We start from the raw sequence: 17,265 nt of genomic DNA on the forward strand, positions 1-17,265 counted from the left end.
CGGCAATCTGGAGCGGCAGCCTATTTCGTCGGCTGCGCGTCCGTCATCGTCGCTCCCGGCTGGCTGGCTGCGGTCGCAGTGCCGGTCGTTGACGACGGCAGATAGTTGTCCAGCAGGCCTGCCATCTTGTCGTCGCGCAAGCTTGCGGTCTTTTCGCCCATGACGACGCCGACCACGCGGCGGCCATCCTTGAGAGCCGATGTCACGACATTGTAGCCCGACGCATCGGTGTAGCCGGTCTTGATGCCGTCGACGCCGTCATAGCGATACATGAGATTGTTGTGGCCGCGCAGCTTCATGCCGCGGAACTGGAAGCCGCGCATGGAGAACAGCTTGAATTCTTCGGGGAAGTCCCGCATCAGCGAAACGCCGAGGGTCGCCATATCGCGCGCCGTCGTGACCTGCTCGGGGTCGGGAAGGCCCGAAGGGTTCTTGAAGACCGTATCCTTCATGCCGAGCTGGTGCGCCTTGTCCGTCATCGTCTTTGCGAAGGCCGGCTCGGAGCCGCCGAGCTGTTCGGCGATCGCCACGGCGGCATCATTGGCCGACAGCACGACGATTGCTTCGACCGCTTCACGCAGCGTCACCTTGCGGCCGGCGCCGACGGCAAGCTTGAAAGGCTCCTTGCTCTCGGCATTTTCCGACATGGTGAGCTTCTGATCCCAGCTGAGGCGCCCGTCATGTAGGGCCTCGAAAGCGAGATAGAGCGTCATCATCTTGGTCAGCGACGCCGGATAGTTCAGCTCATCCTGATTGGAGGCTTCGAGGACCTGCCCTGAATGCACATCGACGACGAAGCTTGCCTGACCGGCCTCAGCCAGGGTGAAAGTGCCCATCAGCATGGCGGAGGAGAGCGCGGTGGCGAAAAACCGGGATGTCGTCTTGGTCATCAATGTTGCTGTCTCTGTCGTTTGGTCAAAGGAGCCCAGTGATCGAACGAGCCGTTCACCTGATCGTAGCGCATTGAAAAAGTTTGTGACGGAATGAAGGACAGAGGGCAATAAAAAAGGGTCATCCACAGCTGACGCTTTTGTCCCACCGCGTTGGGTCAAGATTATAGAGTGTTGGCGTAAAGGGAGAGAGGACAAGCGATAAACGAACGAAAGCCGCTCAAACGGCGGCTTTCTGTCCTGTTCGGTCGAATAGATCGACGGTTACGAGCAGGCTCAGCTGAGCCTGCCTGCGGCGTGGGCGAGCATCGTGTAGACCTTGCCCGTGTCCGAGGTCAGGTAGGACTGCGAGACGGTCTGGTTCGGGTCGGTGCGGGCGACGTCGGCGAGCAGTTTTTCGAAATCACCGATGTAGCGGTCGACGGCGGTGCGGAATTCCGGTTCGCGGTCGTATTTGCGCTTGATTTCGTCGAAGGTCTGCTGGCCCTTCAGCGTGTAGAGGCGGCGGGTGAAGACGTCGCGCTCGCCACGCTGGTAACGCCGCCAGAGATCGACCGAGGCGTCGTGATCGATGGCGCGGGCGATATCGACCGAGAGCGAATTCAGCGATTCCACGACATGGCGCGGATTGCGGATGTCACTGCTGCGGGCGGTCGGTGCTGCCGCTTCGGCCTGGCGGGCAGGGGCGCGGGCGGGCGCCTCCTCGGCGGGTTCCTCACGCGAGGCGCCGCGCAGGAGATCGCTGATCCAGCCGCCGCTTTCGCTTTCCGGACGGGCCGGTTCCTGGCGGGCTGGTTCCTGGCGAGCCGGCGCCGGCTGCTGGGCGGCGCGCTGGGGAGCGGCAGCGGGTGCGGATGGCGCGATCGTTCCACGCAGGCCGGTTGCCTCGATCGGCGGACGGGCTGCCGGCTGTTGCGGCTGGGCCACGGCCGGTTGAGCCGGGCGCGGAGCCGGCTGCGCCTGGGCGAGCGTGCGGGCGACGGGCTCGGAGATCTCCAACCGCTGGCTGGTGCGGCCGACGAGCTGGGAGATATCCTGCAGCGCCTTGATCTGCTCGGCGACGGCCCGGCGCATGGCCGAGGCGCTTTCCTTGGCTTCCTCGGGAAGGTCGAAGGCGCCGCGCTTCAGTTCGGCGCGGGTGGCGTCGAGCTCATTGCGGATATCGGCTGCCGAGCGGCGAATGTCGTCGGTGGCGCCGGAGAAACGGCCGACCGCATCGTCGATCGCTTCACGCAGCGATTCCCGCATGTGCTGGGCAGCACCGTCGGAGGCGCGGCCTGCCTCGCCGAGCATGCGCTCGACTTCCGACAGCGAGGCGGTGAGACCGCCGCGAATGCGGTTGGACAGATCGCCGGAGCGGCGCTCGACATTGGCGAAGGTGCCGTCGATCGTCGTATTGGCTTCGTCGCCGGCGCGGGTGATCGCCTCGCGCATCGTCTCGGCGGCCTCCTGGGCGCGCTTCTCGGTTTCGGTGAGAATACGGCCGATATCGGCGAAGGAGGACTGCACGCCCTGGCGAAGATTGCCGGTGACCTGGCTGGAGCGCTGCTCCGCCCGCTCGAACACGGTCTCGATCATGCCGCCGAGGCCGCGCATGGTCTTCTCGATCTCGCCGGAGCGCTGAACGAGGCCGACGGAGAGCGCCTGCAGCGCGCTTTCGCGCTCTTCGAGCGTCGAAGCGAGGTTGGACTGGGCGGCGCCGAGAAGATGCGAGGCCTGGGTCAGAACCTTGGAGTGCTCGTCGAAGCGGCCGATGATGCTGCCGACCTGCGCCAGCGTCTGGCCCGAAATGTCGGACAGGCGATCGACCTTGCCTTCGAGAAGCCTGGTCGAGGCGGAAACCATCTCGGCGGCCTTGGTGGCGGAGTCGGCAAAGCGTGTGGTGGTATCGCCGAGGCGGCCGTCGACGCTCGTCAGCTGTTCGGCGGCGCGGTTCATCATCATCGCCATCGCCGCGCTGCTTTCCGACATGCGCTCGACGAGGCCGTTGACGTTGGCGACCAGGCTGTTCTCGATCGCGCTGACGGCATTGGCGACGTTTTCGGTGCGGGCGGCAACGGCGCTGGCGAGCGCTTCGTTTTCGGCACGCAGACGGTCGGCGCTGAGGTTGGCGGCCGCGGTGATGCGGGCGGCGGCCTGCTCGCCGGCATCGGTGTAGCGGTCGATGATCGGGCGGGCGGTCTCGTCGAGGATGCGCGTCAGTTCGACCGAGCGGCCTGACAGCATCGAGTTGAGGTCGCGGCTGCGTTCTTCAAGCGTCGTGCGGATCGAATTGCCGCGCGCTTCGAGCGCCCGATCGATGTCCGAGAGCGTCGTATCGATCTCGCGGACACGCTCTTCGAGATTGGAGCGGATGGCGCTGCTGCGTGCCTCGAGGGCGCGCTCGACATCCGCCATGGTGGTGGAAATCTCGCTGCCGGCGCCCGACAGCGTCGAGCGGATGGCATCGCCGCGCGCTTCAAGCGACTGGCCGGCATCCGACAGAGCCTTGGAGATCGCATTGACCTGGGTGCCGACGATGGTCTCGGCCTCGGCCACCTTGTTGACGATGGCGTTGCCGGCTTCCGAGAAGGTCTGGGCGACGGCGGCGGCCTGGCTTGCCAGCCGGCTCTGGGCCTCGGCGACGCGGGTGACGATCTGCGACGAGCGCTCGTCCATGGTGCGGGTGAATTCGTCGCTCTTGGTGTTGAGATCCTCGGCGAATTGCTGGCCTGTCCTGCCGAGCAGTTCGGTGGTTCTCGTCGCTTCGCCTTCCATGCCCTGGGCCGCATCGGCAACCGCGCTGCGCAGCGTCGAGGCGAGACCGGCGGCCTTGCCTTCGATGGTGCGGTTGACGGCGTCGAGGCCGACGGTCAAGGCGCGGTCCATGGTGGAGAGGCGTTCCTCGATGCGTTCATTGCCGCGATCGAGGGTTTCGCCGAGGCTCGCCGTGCGGCCGTCGATGGCGCCGGTGAGCATCGAGGTGCGGCTGTCCAGCGTCTCGGCCAGATTGGCGGTACGGCTGTCGATCGCCTGGGTGAGGTTTGCGGTGCTGCCTTCGAGCGTCGCCGAGAAGCGCCGGGTGGCGTCTTCGCTCAGCGCACCGAGACGGGAGATGCCGTCGGAAAGCACGCCGGAGAGCTGGCTGCCGACCGTTTCCACCTTTTCGGCAACGCCGCCGACGCCGTCGCGGATGCGGGTCTCGATCGCCGCAAGGCCGGCTTCCACCCGCGATCCCGTTTCTTCGAAACGGCCGGTCAAGCTTTCCACGGATTGGTCGAGATGCGAGGAGAAATTCTGGGCGGAGGTCGAAATCGCGCTTGCGGCTTCCTGGAAGCGACCGGCGATCTGGCCGGCGCCGGCATGCATGCGCTCTTCCAATGTCTGGGCGCTGGCATCGATCGCCTGGCGGATCGAAGCTTCGCGCTCCTCCAGCGACATTTCGAGCATGCTGACGCTCGTCGCAACCGAGGTGCCGATGCTGGTCGCCTGTTCGGTCAGCGTATCGCTGATCAGCGCATGGGCCTGGTTCAGCGTCAGGTCGATGGCGTTGGCGCGATCGTCGAGCGTAGTGCGGATACGGTCATGGGCGGAGGCAAGCCCGCCTTCGATACGCGCCGCGGCCTCGTCTGCAAGGCCCCCGAGCCGCGCATGGGCATCGGCCAGGCGGCCTTCGATACGGCCGGTCAGGCCGCCGACGATATCCTCGAAGCGTGCACCGCCGGCATCGAGGACGCCGGAGAGAGCCGCACTGTGCCCGGAAAGAGCATTTTCAAGCCGTTGCTGATTGTCGGTATAGGCGGCGTGGATCGCGTCGGTCTTGTCGGCGAAGGCGCCGGCAACACGGGCCTCGGCATTGGCGACGGCTTCCATCATGGCGTTGCTGCGGGCTTCCAGCGCGCTGTCGAAGCGGCTCTGGTTGTCGTCGAGCGAAATGGCGAGCGCCATGGTCTTTTCATCGAGCGAATCGGTGAGGCGGTCATGGCTGGCGGTGACAGTGTTGATGATCGCGGCGGTGCGATGACCCAGGGCCTCCTCGAGGCGAGCCTGGCCGTCGTTCAAGGAAGCGGCGAGGGCGGCTGCCTTCTGGTCGAGCACACCGTTCAGCTGTTCATGCGTGCCGGAGACGGCATTGGTGATCGCATCGGCGCCTGATGTCAGGGTTTCTTCGAGACGGCTCTGGCTCTCGTTCAGGGAGATGGCAAGCGCCATCGCCCGGTCGTCGAAGGTCTCGGTCAGGCGGTCGTGGGTGCTGGAGATCGCGCTGAGGAAGGATTCCGAGCGGGTTTCCAGCGTATCCTGCAGACGGCTCTGGCCTTCGTTGAGCGAGGCGGCAATTGCCGATGCCTTCTCGTCGAGCGTTTCGGAGAGGCGCTCATGCGTGCCGGAGACGGCCTTGAGGAAGGCTTCGGAGCGGGCTTCCAGCGTGTCTTCGATCCGGGACTGGCTCTCGTTGAGAGAGATTGCGAGCGTCATCGCCTTCTCGTCGAGCGTCTCGGACAGGCGCTCATGGGTGCCGGATACCGCATGCAGCAGCGCCGCCGACCGGGTCTCCAGCGTATCTTCGATGCGTGCCTGGGTCTCGGACAATGAGATGGCAAGCGCCATCGCCTTTTCATCAAGGGTCTCGGAGAGACGGTCATGGGTACCGGAGACGGCATGCAACAAGGCTGCGGAGCGGGCCTCGAGCGTATCTTCGATGCGTGCCTGGGTCTCGTTCAGCGAGGTGGCGAAGGCCGCCGCCTTGCCTTCCAGCGTCTCGGCAAAGAGGTCATGGGTGCCGGAGACGGCGTTCAGCAGGGCTGCGGAACCGGTTTGGAGCGTATCCTCGATGCGGGCATGGCTCTCGTTCAAGGAAATGGCAAGCGCCATCGCCTTTTCATCGAGCGTTTCGGCAAGCCGGTCGGTCGTGCCGGACACGCTGTTCAGCAATGCTTCGGCGCGCGTTCCGAGCGCATCCTCGATGCGCGCATGGCGCTCGTCGAGCGAGGTCGTCAGGGCCGCCGCCTTCGTATCCAGCGTTTCCGACAGGCGATCATGTGTGCCCGTGACCGCGTTCAGGAAGGCCGTGGAGCGGGTTTCCAGCGTGTCTTCGATGCGGCTCTGGCTTTCGTTCAAGGAAATGGCGAGCGCCATCGCCTTTTCATCAAGCGTCTCGGAAAGGCGGTCATGGGTGCCGGACACGGCACTGAGCAGCGCCTCGGAGCGGGTTTCGAGCGTATCCTCGATGCGGGCCTGGCTCTCGTTCAAGGAAATGGCAAGTGCCATCGCCTTTTCGTCAAGCGTTTCGGCAAGACGGTCATGGGTGCCTGAGACCGCATTGATGATGGCGTCGGAGCGGCTGGTCAGCGCTTCCTCGAAACGGCCGTGATGGGTGGTCAGTGCATCGACAAGCGCGTCGCCGCGCTCCGCCATGACGCTGTCGATACGCTCGTGGGCCGTGCCGAGCGCTTCGCGGATTTCTGCGGCGCGCGCGGCCAGGACGCCGGTCAGCTCCTCGGCGCGGCCACCGAAGGCCGTCGTGACCTGCTCGGTGCCGGCGGCAACGGCGGTCGTGAGATCGGTGGTGGTGGTGCGCAACGTGTCGCGGAATTCGGCCGAGCGGGCCTGAAGATTGTTCTGCAGGTCGGAGGTACCAGATGCAAGCGCCAGCGCGATGTCCGAAGTGGCGCTCTGCAGCGCCGAGGTCAGTTCGCCGGTGCGGCTGGCGAGTGCGGTGGTGATTTCGTCCGTCCGGGTGCCGAGCGCGCTTTCCAGCACTTCATGGCCGGTGGCGAGCGCAGTGGCGAGCGCCAGCGACTGGTCGGTAATCGAGGAGCCGATCCGCTCGATGCTGGAGCTCAGGATGCCCTCGATCGAATCCGAACCGCCGGTCAGCGTCTCGTTGATGCGGGCAAGGCTCTCCATCAGCTTGGTGTCGAGCGAGCCGGTGCGCTTGTCGAAAGCGCTGGTGAATTCGGCCACGCGCTCGTCGAAGGCGGTCGACAGCTGGGCGACGGTCGTCTGCAGCCGCTCCTCGAAGAAGCCGGAGCGGACGTCGAGATCCATGACGGCATCGTCGGCGGTGCTCTGCAGGCTCTGGCGGAAGCTTGCACCCTTTTCGTCGAGCGCGCTGTTCAGCTTCGACAGGACGTCGTCGAGCGTGCCGCTGATGGTGCGTTCGCCCGAGGTCAGGCTCTCATTGATCTCGCGGGTGCGGGCGATCAGGATCTCGTTCAGCTGATGCGTGCGCTCGTTCAGCGCCGCGTTCAGCTTCTCGGTGCTGCTGTCCATGGTCGAGGCGCGCGTCTCGAACTGGCTGAGCAGCCTTTCGCCATGTTCATTGAGATTGACCGAAAGCGCTTCGAGGCGGTCGTCAAATTCGGTGGCGAGCGCAAAACCGGACGCGTTCAGTGTCTGAAGCAGGCTGTCGGTCTTGGCGGCGAGCAGGCTGCCCATCGATTGCAGCGCGGCGTCCGATTTTTCGAGGATCGTCGCGGCGCGCGTGTCGATGAGCGAAGCGAAGGCTTCGCCCGACGTGGCGAGACGCACGGCGATCTCTTCGGTCGCCAGCGACAGCTCCTCCTTCAGCTGGTCGTGGACGCTGCCGATCGAGGTGCGGATGCGGTCGGCATGGTTGACGATCGCTTCGCGCTCGGAGCCGAGTTCGTGGACGAGGCCGCGCACACGCAGTTCGTTGTCGGCGTAGGAGCGTTCGAGCGCGTTGACCTCGGAATGGACGAGCGTTTCCAGCTCGGAGGCGCGCGCGATGGTGCGCTCGATGCCCTCGTTCATCGCGGAGACTTCGCGGCGCACGGCCTGGCCGACGGTCATGATGCGCTCGGAGGCAATGGTTTCCGGCTCTGCGAGGCGCAATGCCACCTCCGCCATGGAGCGGGCGGCGTTGCGCATGTCCTGGGCGCGGGAGATCATGATGGCAAAGGCATAGAACATCATCACCGGAATGATGATGCCGACGAGGCCGGCGATGACGCTGGGTAGGGCGACGAGATCGGCGATCGAACGGATCTGCCAGATCTGCGGCGCATAAAGCAGCGACATCAGACCGAGGCCGCCCATGACCCAAAGGGCGGAGAAGAGCGTGGCGGTGCGCACGGCCGAGCGGCTGGAGGCGCCGTCGAAGGATTTCAGGATGGAGGCTGGCGTGTTGCGGCTGGCGTCATTGGCCGGGGCAAAGGCCGAAGCCCTGGAAGCCTGCTCGCCGGCGCCACCGCGCCGGTTGCGGCGCTGAGCTTCTTCCTGGGCCTGCTGGTTACGCGCATTGGATGGTTCAGACACATTAGCCTCCGGGGCCTGGGGCGCGCTGCCGCGGCGAGACGGCACGTTTTCCTTGCCGAAATCGATCTGAAGCGCCTCGTCCAATGCCTTGAACGCCTTGTCCTCGATCGACTCATTATATTTGTTGTTCGCCATTCGGTTATGCCTCGTTACTGTCAGCCAGTCCGGCACCGCATCCCGGGGTTCCGCCTTACCCGGATAACGACTTCGCCGTTCCAGCCTTCCATCCCAACCGCGGACGGATAAGCATGTCATTTCAGAGTAGATAGCCGCTTTTTCAAACGGAAGGTATCAAAACACTACCATTATCCACTCGCTCGGCAAAGGCGCGTACCATAAACCCGCTCTACCAGTATCGTAGTGACACATCTGGGCTCTTGACACAATTAATGAAGGCTTGAGATTCACGGCTCGTTAACCCGTTGTTAACATCTTTGAATCCCGCGCCTCGCTTAAAAACCAATAATTTAGGGATGTTTAACGCACGTTAACCATATGGCGAGATTTCCGCCCTCAATGTGCCGGAATTTAACGTGATGGCCACCCTCCTGACGCAGAACTGTAGCAACTGCGGACGATACGAGACGGGAGAATTGGCAAATGGCAGCCCAGATGGCAGCATTGAACATCGTATTCGAGGCGCCGGACAATGCGAAGGGACCCTGTCCCTCGAAGGTCCGGCCGATCGACCTGGTCCATCTCGCCAAGCAGACGATGGGCGACAAGACGCTGGAAATCGAAGTCCTTCAGATGTTTGCGCGCCAGGCGCGCGCCTGCCTTCAAGATATAGCAAGCGGTGAAACAAGCCGCGCGGGCGCTGCGGCTCACCGGCTCAAAGGGGCGGCAAGCTCCGTCGGCGCGTTCCGCGTGTCGCAGACGGCGGAAGCCGTCGAGGAAGCAGGCTGCGATGCCGGAGCGATGGCAGCGCTCGGCGCTGCCGTCGTCGACGCCGAGAATTTCATCCTGAAGCTCTGCCGCGGCTGAGCTGTCTCCAGCCATCGTCCGAACGAGGCCCGTTGTTTCATTGCGAAACCACGGGTCTTTTTGCGACGTCCCTCATGACGCTATGAAGACGGCGGGCGAGGGCTCGATCTGCGAGGCTATGGCCAGTTTCCGAATGTTGACTGACGCGTCGAATTGTCGGAAGAAAATCCGCCCATCCATTAGAAGACCGGAAATAGTCCTGATGCCCAAACTTACCATCGTCGCCTTCGACGGCACGCGCTTCGACCTCGACGTCGACCAAGGCTCCACCGTCATGGAGAATGCCGTGCGCAATTCGGTGCCCGGCATCGAGGCGGAATGCGGCGGCGCCTGCGCCTGCGCGACCTGTCATGTCTATGTCGACGAGGAATGGACCGAGAAGGTCGGTCAGCCGGAAGCGATGGAAGAAGACATGCTCGACTTCGCCTTCGACGTCCGCCCGACCTCGCGGCTGTCCTGTCAGATCAGGATGAAGGCCGCCTATGACGGGCTCGTTGTGCACGTGCCGGAACGCCAAGCCTAAACACATCCGCCCGAAAATCGGAATCGGTTTTCGGAAAGCGCGATGCGAGGACTGGAAGAGTTAGAGCGTCCTTGGCGTCCGAAAGGACGCCCGGCGCTCCAAGCGCGCCTGCGTTTCAGCAACCGTCGCCGTCAGATCTTCGTATGGCAAAAAAAGACGCCTCGCGCGCTGGTGCGAGCGAGGCGAGGCGGGCGCATTACCAACGGATGAGGGAGGAACATCCGCGGCTTCGGAACGCGCCAGGAGAACCCAGCGATGAAAGTGCAGATGCCGTACCTGAACTTTCGAATGTGTTCATATTAACGCGTTCCGGTTGAGTCTGCCAGGATGAAAAATGACCATTAAAACGCTGGGGAGGGGGCAAGTTTCGCACAGGTTTCGTTGCGCGGCTAAGTTTTTCCGCTCGCAGACAAGTTGAGAAAGCCTTATTTTGCGCCGGCTCGACCGTTGATTCGATTGTTCAGCAATCTCAGCATGCGCTTCTGGAAATTGACCGCCTCTACCCGGTCGAATTGCGCCTGCTGCCGGTCGTGCTCCTCTATACCGCGAGCTGATTCGTTGGAAACGAGTTCCTGCATGGCCTCGCAACTGCGCTGGACCGGCAGTGCGCGGATGGCGCGCTCCATGGCGCGGGCCTGGTTGCGGGCGATCTCGGCATGGCGCTCCTCGTGGCGCTTGATATCGCTCGACAGGGCATCCCAGATCATCGAGAGCTCCTTGCTGGCGCCCTTGCGGCTGCTCCAGCGCGGCAGGATGATCTGGGTATGGACGGTGACCTTGACGTTGCCGACGCGGCAGCGGCCGTCATCCTGGATATAGGTGGCTTCGCCGCCGAAGCGGATCTTCGTGGCGCCTGGATGGCGCGCCGAGGAGCCGCTCGCCGTCGGGCCGCGCCGGCTGAGTTCGCGGTCGAGCTCATCCGCCGTTTTGCCGCGAATGTCGAAATAGGAATAGCTTTTCGATGCAATCACTTCGGCTGCCGCTGGGCCGCAGAGGCAAAGAGCAATGGAAAAGGCGACAGGAAGAACCATATTACGCACTGCAAGCGGCATTCTGAACGCAACCCGTGTTGAAATCGGCTGGAGCTTGGGGCATAGCCACCACAAGCGCAATATCGGATGACGGTTTTTTCGTCATCAATGGGATAAGTCTGGTGACAGGGCTCGAAGGCAGTTTATGGCGCGTCGCCCACGGCCGGGAGATCGAACTCGGCCGTCGTTCGGCGATCATGGCGATCATCAACGTGACGCCGGACTCCTTTTCCGATGGTGGGCGCTTCCAAAGCGTGGATGCGGTCGTTGCTCATGCGTTACAGGCAGTCAGCGACGGCGCTGCCATCATCGACATCGGCGGCGAATCGACCAGGCCGGGTGCGGCAACCATAAGCCCTTCCGAGGAGCAGGCGCGCGTGCTGCCCGTCATCGAGGCCTTGCGCGGGCGCACCGAGGCGCTGATATCAATCGATACCTATCGCGCCGAGACGGCGCGGCTTGCGGTCAGCGCCGGCGCTCATATCGTCAATGATGTCTTCGGGCTGCAGAAGGAGCCCGATATTGCCGATATCGCCGCAGCGACCGGGGCCGGGCTCTGCATCATGCATACCGGCCGCGACAGGGCGAAGCTTCCCGACGTGATCGCCGACCAGATGCATTTCCTCAAAGCATCGCTTGCGATTGCCGCGGCAGCGGGCGTCAGCAGCGACCGTATCGTGCTCGATCCGGGTTTCGGCTTCGCCAAGGAGACGGCAGAGGAGAACCTGGAGCTGATGGCGCGGTTTTCCGAGCTTTCCCGTTTCGGCCTGCCGCTGCTCGCCGGCACCTCGCGCAAGCGGTTTCTCGGCGCCGTGACCGGGCGGGAGGCGCCGGACCGGGACGCGGCGACGGCTGCATCCAGCGCGTTGCTGCGGCTTCAGGGGGCTGCGGTTTTCCGCGTGCACAATGTCGCAATCAACAGGGATGCGCTCGATATCGCTGATGCTATGCTCAATGCCCGCCAGGATTTCGAGAGGACGCGGCCGACATGACCACCTACACGATCACGCTGCAGAACTGCGCCTTCTTCGCGCGCCATGGCGTGCATGACGAGGAGGAATTCCTCGGCCAGCGCTTCTTCGTCGATGCGGAGCTCGATGTCGTCGGCGGCGAGGCGCTGGAAAGCGATTCGATCGACGACACCGTCAATTACGGCATCGCCTTCACGGTGATCGAGGAGATCGTCACGGGCAAACGCCGCTACCTGATCGAGGCCTTGGCGCTCGATATCGCAAAGGGGCTCTGTCAGAAATTTCCGCAGGTGCGGCGGGCGAAGATCACGGTGCGCAAGCCGAATGCGCCGGTGCCCGGCGTACTCGATTTCGTGCAGGTGAGCGTTGAGCACTTTGCCTGAGGCCGCATGGCAATCGGCCACCCTCGGCCTCGGCGGCAATATCGGCGATCCGGTCAAGGCGATGGCCGCTGCGCTGCAAAGCCTGGACCGGCGAGATGACTGCCGTGTCGCCGCCGTCTCGCGGCTTTATCGCACGCCGCCCTGGGGCAAGACGGACCAATCCTTCTTCTTCAATGCCTGCGCTGCCGTCGAGACTTTGCTTCCACCGGAGGCTTTGCTCGATGTCTGCCTGTCGATCGAGCGCGAGATGAAACGCGAGCGCGTCGAGCGCTGGGGGCCTCGCACGCTCGATATCGACGTGCTGACCTATGGTGACGTCGTTCAGGACGCGCCGCGGCTGGAACTGCCGCATCCGCGTATGACCGAGCGCGGTTTCGTGCTGATGCCGCTGGCCGATATCGCGCCCGACCTTCTGGTCAAGGGCAGGGCAATCGGCGACTGGCTTGATGAGGCCGACGTGGCCGGCATCGAGACTGCCGATGGCAGCCGCGACTGGTGGCGGAAAGCCTGAAACGGAAAACGGCGGGAAAACCCGCCGCTTCAGGACGATCCTGCAATCCCGTTTTACTGAATGGAGCCGACGGCGATTTCGTCGACCTGGCGGGTCAATGTCAGGCCGATGACCGGGATCATCTGGCTTTCGACCTTGACCGAGACGGTGATGTTCATCGTCTTGTCGTCACGCACGCGGGCGATCATCGCGCCGTTCAGCTTGGCGCGGTTGATGCCGACGACGACGGTATCCTCGGTCACGGCGCCGGAGACGACGTCGAGGCCCTTGCCGGCAGCGCCGTCGAGGAACTTGCCCTTGTAGGTGGAGCCGGACTGCGAGATGACGGCGGTCATCGGCTGCTTGAAGACGCCGACGCGGCAGGTGCCGTCAAGCTTGATGCCGGTGCTGCTGTCGTCGGTCGGTTCGCCGGTCAGGTTGCAGGTGAATTTCGTACCCTTGTACTTGCCGGCGACGATCTCGCCCGGGCCTTTCCAGGAGCCGGTGACGGATTCGAAGAAAGCCTTGTCACGGGTCGCAGCCGTGGCTGCCGGAGCGACATCTGCGACAGGAGACAATGCCGCGGCGGCCAGGCCGCAAACGAAGAGAAACTTGCGCGAATACATGGATTTTCCTTGGCAAACACCACTCACGAATTGAGTGTAAGTTTTGCCGAATAATGGTTAATCCTTCCTTTCCATCATGGCGGAATGCGAGGAAATGCCGAGGCTGGGAGCCGCCCGGATTTTAGATTTTTATCGCTAATGCATTGGATTTACTTAAATTTATCCAACCTTACCTTGGGGATGGCAAAAGCTGCAGAACTGTTCCGGTGTTCAAGGAGTGTTGCCGCGCGGTGACATCGAAGGCGTGAGATCGCCGATGAAATCTCCGATTCCCGGCCTTTTCAATGCGCGAAAGGCGAGCGGGCGGCAGAGATCCATGGCCGCGATTCCGATGCGGGCGGTCATCAGACCATTGATGACGCCTTCGCCGAGTCGGGCCGAGAGCTTGGAAGCCAAGCCATGGCCGAGCACCTGCTGGACGAGGCTGTCGCCAACGGCGATCGAACCAGTAACTGCAAGGTGAGCCAGCACATCGCGCAGCAGGCGGAACATGCCGAGCGTGCCGGGACGGCCGCCATAGAGTTCGGCCATGGCGCGGATGAGGCGGACGGCCTCATAGAGCACATAGAGCAGATCGACGACGGCGCGCGGACTGACGGCGGTGACGATCGAAACGCGCTTGGAAGCGTTGACGATGAGCGCCCGGGCCTTGCGATCGAGGGGAGCGAGCAGTTCGCGTTCGGCGAGCGTAATCAGATGCGGGGAATCGATGACTTCGCCCTCGGTCGCCTTCAGCGTCGCGCGGCCCTTCGATGTCTCGGGATTGGCCGAAAGGAGAGTGCAGAGACGCCCGACGACGGCGCGCGCCTTTGCCGGCCTGGTTTCGAGGATGGCGGCCTCTGCTTCGGCCTTGATGGTCTGGACGGCGGCAAGCCGCATCATGCCCGCGGTCTCGCGGATGACGAGGGCGAGCACGGCGAGGATACCGATTGCCAGCACGCCAAGAGCGACATAACCCAGCCAATCGGCGCGGGTGAAGAGATCGCGGATCAGCCGATCGGTCCAGAGGCCGATGCCGAGCGACAGCAGGATGCCGAAGGCCCCGGCGGCGATCTTGCCGAAGGAGGTTCGCCTCTTCAGCGGCGTTGCGACCGGCACCGCGCTCAGATCCTTGTCGGGATTGAGGAAGGGATCGTCCTCATCCGCCGTGACGACGATGTTCTCGGAGAAGCTTTCCGGCTTGCGCCGCGCCTGTTGCCCCCGGCCATTTTCGCGCGGTTCCGCAGTCTCTTCCTCATAGGTGAAGGCGGCGGGGGGGCGGCGTGTCGGATCGGATGGGGGCTTGCTCATGCGAGACGGTCTCCGAACAGGAACTGCATGGCGCGGTCGAGGCGGATATGCGGCACCGACAGCTTGATGCCGCCGCCGGTTTCTTCGAGATGCGGCGGGCGGAACCTGACGACATTGACGTCGGGCAGTGGCTCAACGGTCTTGCCCGAAGCAATGCGGTCAAACAGGTTTTCCGGATCTTCCGGCAGGTCGCCGGGGAAGATCGCGGTCTTTTTCTGGCCATCGAAGCGCTCGCCGGCGATGGTTTCGCCCTCCATCGGCGTGCCGACGATCACAGGCAGCTCATGACCGTCACGCTTGACCGTGGCCTCGCGGGTGGCGCGCACGGAGGCGAGCGCCATCACATCGATGCCCGCACCCGCCATGCCGATGCGGGCGATGGCGCGATCGACGAGGCGGCGGGTCAGCGCATCGAGCCGGTCGTGGCTCTCATGATGGAGATGATCGGCCTTGGTGGCGGCGACCAGCACGCGGTCGATGCGGCGGCCGAGCAGCGAAGAGAGCAGCGAATTGGTGCCGGGGCGGAAACAGGCGAGCACATCGGTCAGCGCGCGCTCCAGATCCTGCACGGCCTCGGGACCGCGGTTCATCGCCTGCAGCGCATCGACCAGCACGATCTGACGGTCGAGCCGGGCGAAATGCTCGCGGAAGAAGGGTTTGACGACGACCGACTTATAGGCCTCGTAGCGCCGCTCCATCATCGCCCAGAGCGAACCGCGGCCAGGATGTCGGCTCGCCGGCAAGGCCAGGGGCGCAAAAGTCAGCGCCGGCGAACCGTCTAGATCGCCGGGCAGAAGCAGGCGGCCGGGCGGCAGGGTGGAAAGCGAGCGCTCGTCGGCCTTGCAGGCCTTGAGATAACAGGCAAAGGCGGTGGCGAGATCGCGGGCGACCATCTCGTCGGCATCGGCATGGATATTGGCGGCGCGCGTGAGCTCCAGCCAGCCGCGCGACAGCTCGGAACGGACGCCGGTTTCGGCAAGCGCGATCGTCTCCTCGCTGAAGGTGCGGTAATCCTTGCCGAGCAGCGGCAGGTCGAGCAGCCATTCGCCGGGATAATCGACGATATCGATCGATAGGCGGCCGGGCGAGAACAGGCGGTTCCAGCCGCTGGCGCTTTGATAATCCAGCGTGACGCGCAGCTCGGAGATGGCGCGGGTCGAATCCGGCCAGATGCGGTCCTTCACCAGTGCGCGGATATGGTCCTCGTATTGAAAACGCGGCACGGCATCGTCCGGCTGCGGTTCCAGCCGCACCGCCGAGACGCGGCCGGACTGTACCGGCTCGAACAGCGGCAGGCGGCCGCCATGCAAGAGATTATGGACCAGTGACGAGATGAAGACCGTCTTGCCGGAGCGGGAGAGGCCGGTGACGCCGAGCCGCACGGTCGGATTGACGAGGCCGCTTGCCCTGTCGGCAAGATTGTCCAACGCGATGCGGGCGTCGTCGGCGAGGGATGTCAGGCGTGGCGGCAAGGCGCGATTCCGGTTGATAACTGCCGGCAATATAGGAAGGGAGCTCCGCCCGAAAAAGAAGCGGGGCTAGAGCATTTCCGTTTTTCTTCGAATCACGAGAATTCTCTATCTTCTTGTTTTAACGCAATTCCCGGCAAAAGCTTCAGACGACCAGGAAATCGGTCAGGCGCCAGGCGGCCGCCGATACGTCGAAATCGAGAACGGCGAGGCCGGCCGTCGGGAAGCCGCCGGGAAGGGCGCTCACCATGGCTTCGTGGCCGATCAGCGCCTCCAGCGCCTGCTCGATCGTCGGATTGTGGCCGATCAGCATGACGGCTGCCGCATCCTGGGCATCGATGATCTCGATATAGGTGCCGACCGTGGCGTTATAGAGCGCATCGACGTAACGCACGTCGAGCGTGACACCCATCGCGCGGTGGACGGCATCGGCAGTGGCGCGGCAACGCAGAGCCGTCGAACTGATCAGGAGATCGGGGCGAAAACCTTTGTCGGCGGCCTTATCGGCGATGATCTCGGCATCGCCATAGCCCTTCTCATTCAGCGGCCGGTCGAAATCGCGCTGTCCGGGTTCGGCCCAGGCCGCCTCGGCATGACGCAGGAAATAGATGCGGTTAGGCGGAGGCAGGGGTACGGTCATGGGCAAATCCAGGATCGAGCAAGTCTTTTCACTAACGGCTGCGATCAGCCGCCGTCAACCGCCAGGCGTGCAAAGGCTGCCCAAAACCTGGCCGACAACACGGCGTTTTGAAGGCGAAGCAAAAAACGGCCGCCGGAATAATGATGATAAAATAGACCGTTAGCCGGAAAATGTAACAGATTTAAAAATCTGTTTACCTGTCGTATTTGGCTTGAATCGCGGCCAGCGCTTGGGATATACAGCCCGCCATGAGATGTTCTTCAGGAGAATCGCGTTGAGTGAGAAGATCGATCTTAGCAATTACGTTCCCTCGGAAGAGGAAGAGTTCATGAACGTAAACCAGCGTGCCTACTTCAGGGCTAAGCTGGTAGCCTGGAAAAATGATATCCTTAGAGAAGCGCGCGAGACACTCGACCACCTGGCCGAGGAAAGCGCAAACCATCCCGATCTCGCCGACCGTGCGTCATCGGAAACAGACCGGGCGATCGAACTTCGCGCCCGCGACCGGCAGAGAAAGCTGATCTCCAAGATCGACGCCGCGCTGCAGCGCATCGAGGACGGCACCTACGGCTACTGCGAGGAAACCGGCGAGCCGATCGGCCTCAAGCGTCTCGACGCCCGCCCGATCGCGACGCTGTCGATCGAGGCGCAGGAGCGCCACGAACGTCGCGAAAAAGTCTATCGCGACGAATAGCGATTTTCATGCAGGCA

13 protein-coding genes are annotated in these 17,265 nt (G+C 63.5%); 6 read left to right on the top strand and 7 right to left on the bottom strand.

Annotation, left to right across the window (positions count from 1 at the left end; all coding sequences use genetic code 11):
* Positions 1-20 precede the first annotated feature (20 nt).
* Together ATY78_RS04640 and ATY78_RS04645 are read right to left on the bottom strand one after the other, a co-directional pair.
* Positions 21-890 (bottom strand): D-alanyl-D-alanine carboxypeptidase family protein, encoded by an 870-nt coding sequence (locus ATY78_RS04640; RefSeq protein ID WP_088681170.1) that lies wholly within the window; start codon positions 888-890, stop codon positions 21-23.
* Between the two features lie 276 nt (positions 891-1,166).
* A complete protein-coding gene (locus ATY78_RS04645) occupies positions 1,167-8,282 on the bottom strand; it encodes a hypothetical protein (RefSeq protein WP_088681171.1) in 7,116 nt (2,371 codons plus the stop codon).
* Between the two features lie 465 nt (positions 8,283-8,747).
* Between ATY78_RS04645 and ATY78_RS04650 the strand changes: the two genes are divergently transcribed.
* Complete coding sequence (locus ATY78_RS04650) at positions 8,748-9,131, top strand: Hpt domain-containing protein (protein WP_088681172.1); 384 nt, start codon at positions 8,748-8,750, stop codon at positions 9,129-9,131.
* 202 nt (positions 9,132-9,333) lie between these two features.
* The gene (locus tag ATY78_RS04655; RefSeq protein ID WP_011425597.1) at positions 9,334-9,654 is read left to right on the top strand and encodes a 2Fe-2S iron-sulfur cluster-binding protein; all 321 of its coding nucleotides are present in this window, start codon (positions 9,334-9,336) and stop codon (positions 9,652-9,654) included.
* Positions 9,655-10,079: 425 nt separating this feature from the next.
* On the opposite strand, the gene ATY78_RS04660 is transcribed toward ATY78_RS04655, so the two are convergent.
* A complete protein-coding gene (locus ATY78_RS04660; protein ID WP_088681173.1) occupies positions 10,080-10,706 on the bottom strand; it encodes a DUF922 domain-containing protein in 627 nt (208 codons plus the stop codon).
* 101 nt (positions 10,707-10,807) lie between these two features.
* Here ATY78_RS04660 and folP point away from each other — a divergent pair, with 101 nt between their 5' ends.
* The 3 genes from folP to folK are packed head-to-tail and all read left to right on the top strand — an operon-like array spanning position 10,808 to position 12,550.
* On the top strand, positions 10,808-11,677 hold the full coding sequence (folP, locus tag ATY78_RS04665) for a dihydropteroate synthase (protein WP_088681174.1): 870 nt from the start codon (positions 10,808-10,810) through the stop codon (positions 11,675-11,677).
* Positions 11,674-12,039: a dihydroneopterin aldolase gene (folB, locus tag ATY78_RS04670; RefSeq protein WP_088681175.1), complete on the top strand. Its 366-nt coding sequence runs from the start codon at positions 11,674-11,676 to the stop codon at positions 12,037-12,039. Before folP ends, folB begins: the two co-directional genes overlap by 4 nt.
* On the top strand, positions 12,032-12,550 hold the full coding sequence (gene folK / locus ATY78_RS04675) for a 2-amino-4-hydroxy-6-hydroxymethyldihydropteridine diphosphokinase (RefSeq protein ID WP_088681176.1): 519 nt from the start codon (positions 12,032-12,034) through the stop codon (positions 12,548-12,550). The genes folB and folK overlap by 8 nt, the downstream gene beginning before the upstream one ends.
* A gap of 53 nt (positions 12,551-12,603) precedes the next feature.
* Here the strand turns inward: folK and ATY78_RS04680 are convergent, their stop codons facing one another.
* The 4 genes from ATY78_RS04680 to ATY78_RS04695 all read right to left on the bottom strand — a co-directional run bounded on the left by ATY78_RS04680 (position 12,604) and on the right by ATY78_RS04695 (position 16,554).
* Positions 12,604-13,155, bottom strand: a complete 552-nt coding sequence (locus tag ATY78_RS04680) for a hypothetical protein (RefSeq protein ID WP_088681177.1) — start codon at positions 13,153-13,155, stop codon at positions 12,604-12,606.
* Between the two features lie 210 nt (positions 13,156-13,365).
* Positions 13,366-14,445, bottom strand: coding sequence for a TIGR01620 family protein (locus ATY78_RS04685; RefSeq protein ID WP_088681178.1), 1,080 nt, complete (start codon positions 14,443-14,445; stop codon positions 13,366-13,368).
* Positions 14,442-15,917: a YcjX family protein gene (locus ATY78_RS04690; RefSeq protein WP_088681179.1), complete on the bottom strand. Its 1,476-nt coding sequence runs from the start codon at positions 15,915-15,917 to the stop codon at positions 14,442-14,444. Before ATY78_RS04690 ends, ATY78_RS04685 begins: the two co-directional genes overlap by 4 nt.
* Positions 15,918-16,059: 142 nt before the next feature.
* Positions 16,060-16,554 carry a histidine phosphatase family protein gene (locus ATY78_RS04695; RefSeq protein ID WP_088681180.1) on the bottom strand — a complete coding sequence of 165 codons (495 nt, stop codon included), beginning with the start codon at positions 16,552-16,554 and terminating at the stop codon, positions 16,060-16,062.
* Between the two features lie 274 nt (positions 16,555-16,828).
* Between ATY78_RS04695 and dksA the strand changes: the two genes are divergently transcribed.
* A complete protein-coding gene (gene dksA, locus ATY78_RS04700) occupies positions 16,829-17,248 on the top strand; it encodes an RNA polymerase-binding protein DksA (RefSeq protein ID WP_008525884.1) in 420 nt (139 codons plus the stop codon).
* Positions 17,249-17,265 lie beyond the last annotated feature (17 nt).

Origin of the sequence: Rhizobium sp. R635, assembly GCF_002211285.1 — a bacterium.
Taxonomy (GTDB): Bacteria; Pseudomonadota; Alphaproteobacteria; order Rhizobiales; family Rhizobiaceae; genus Rhizobium.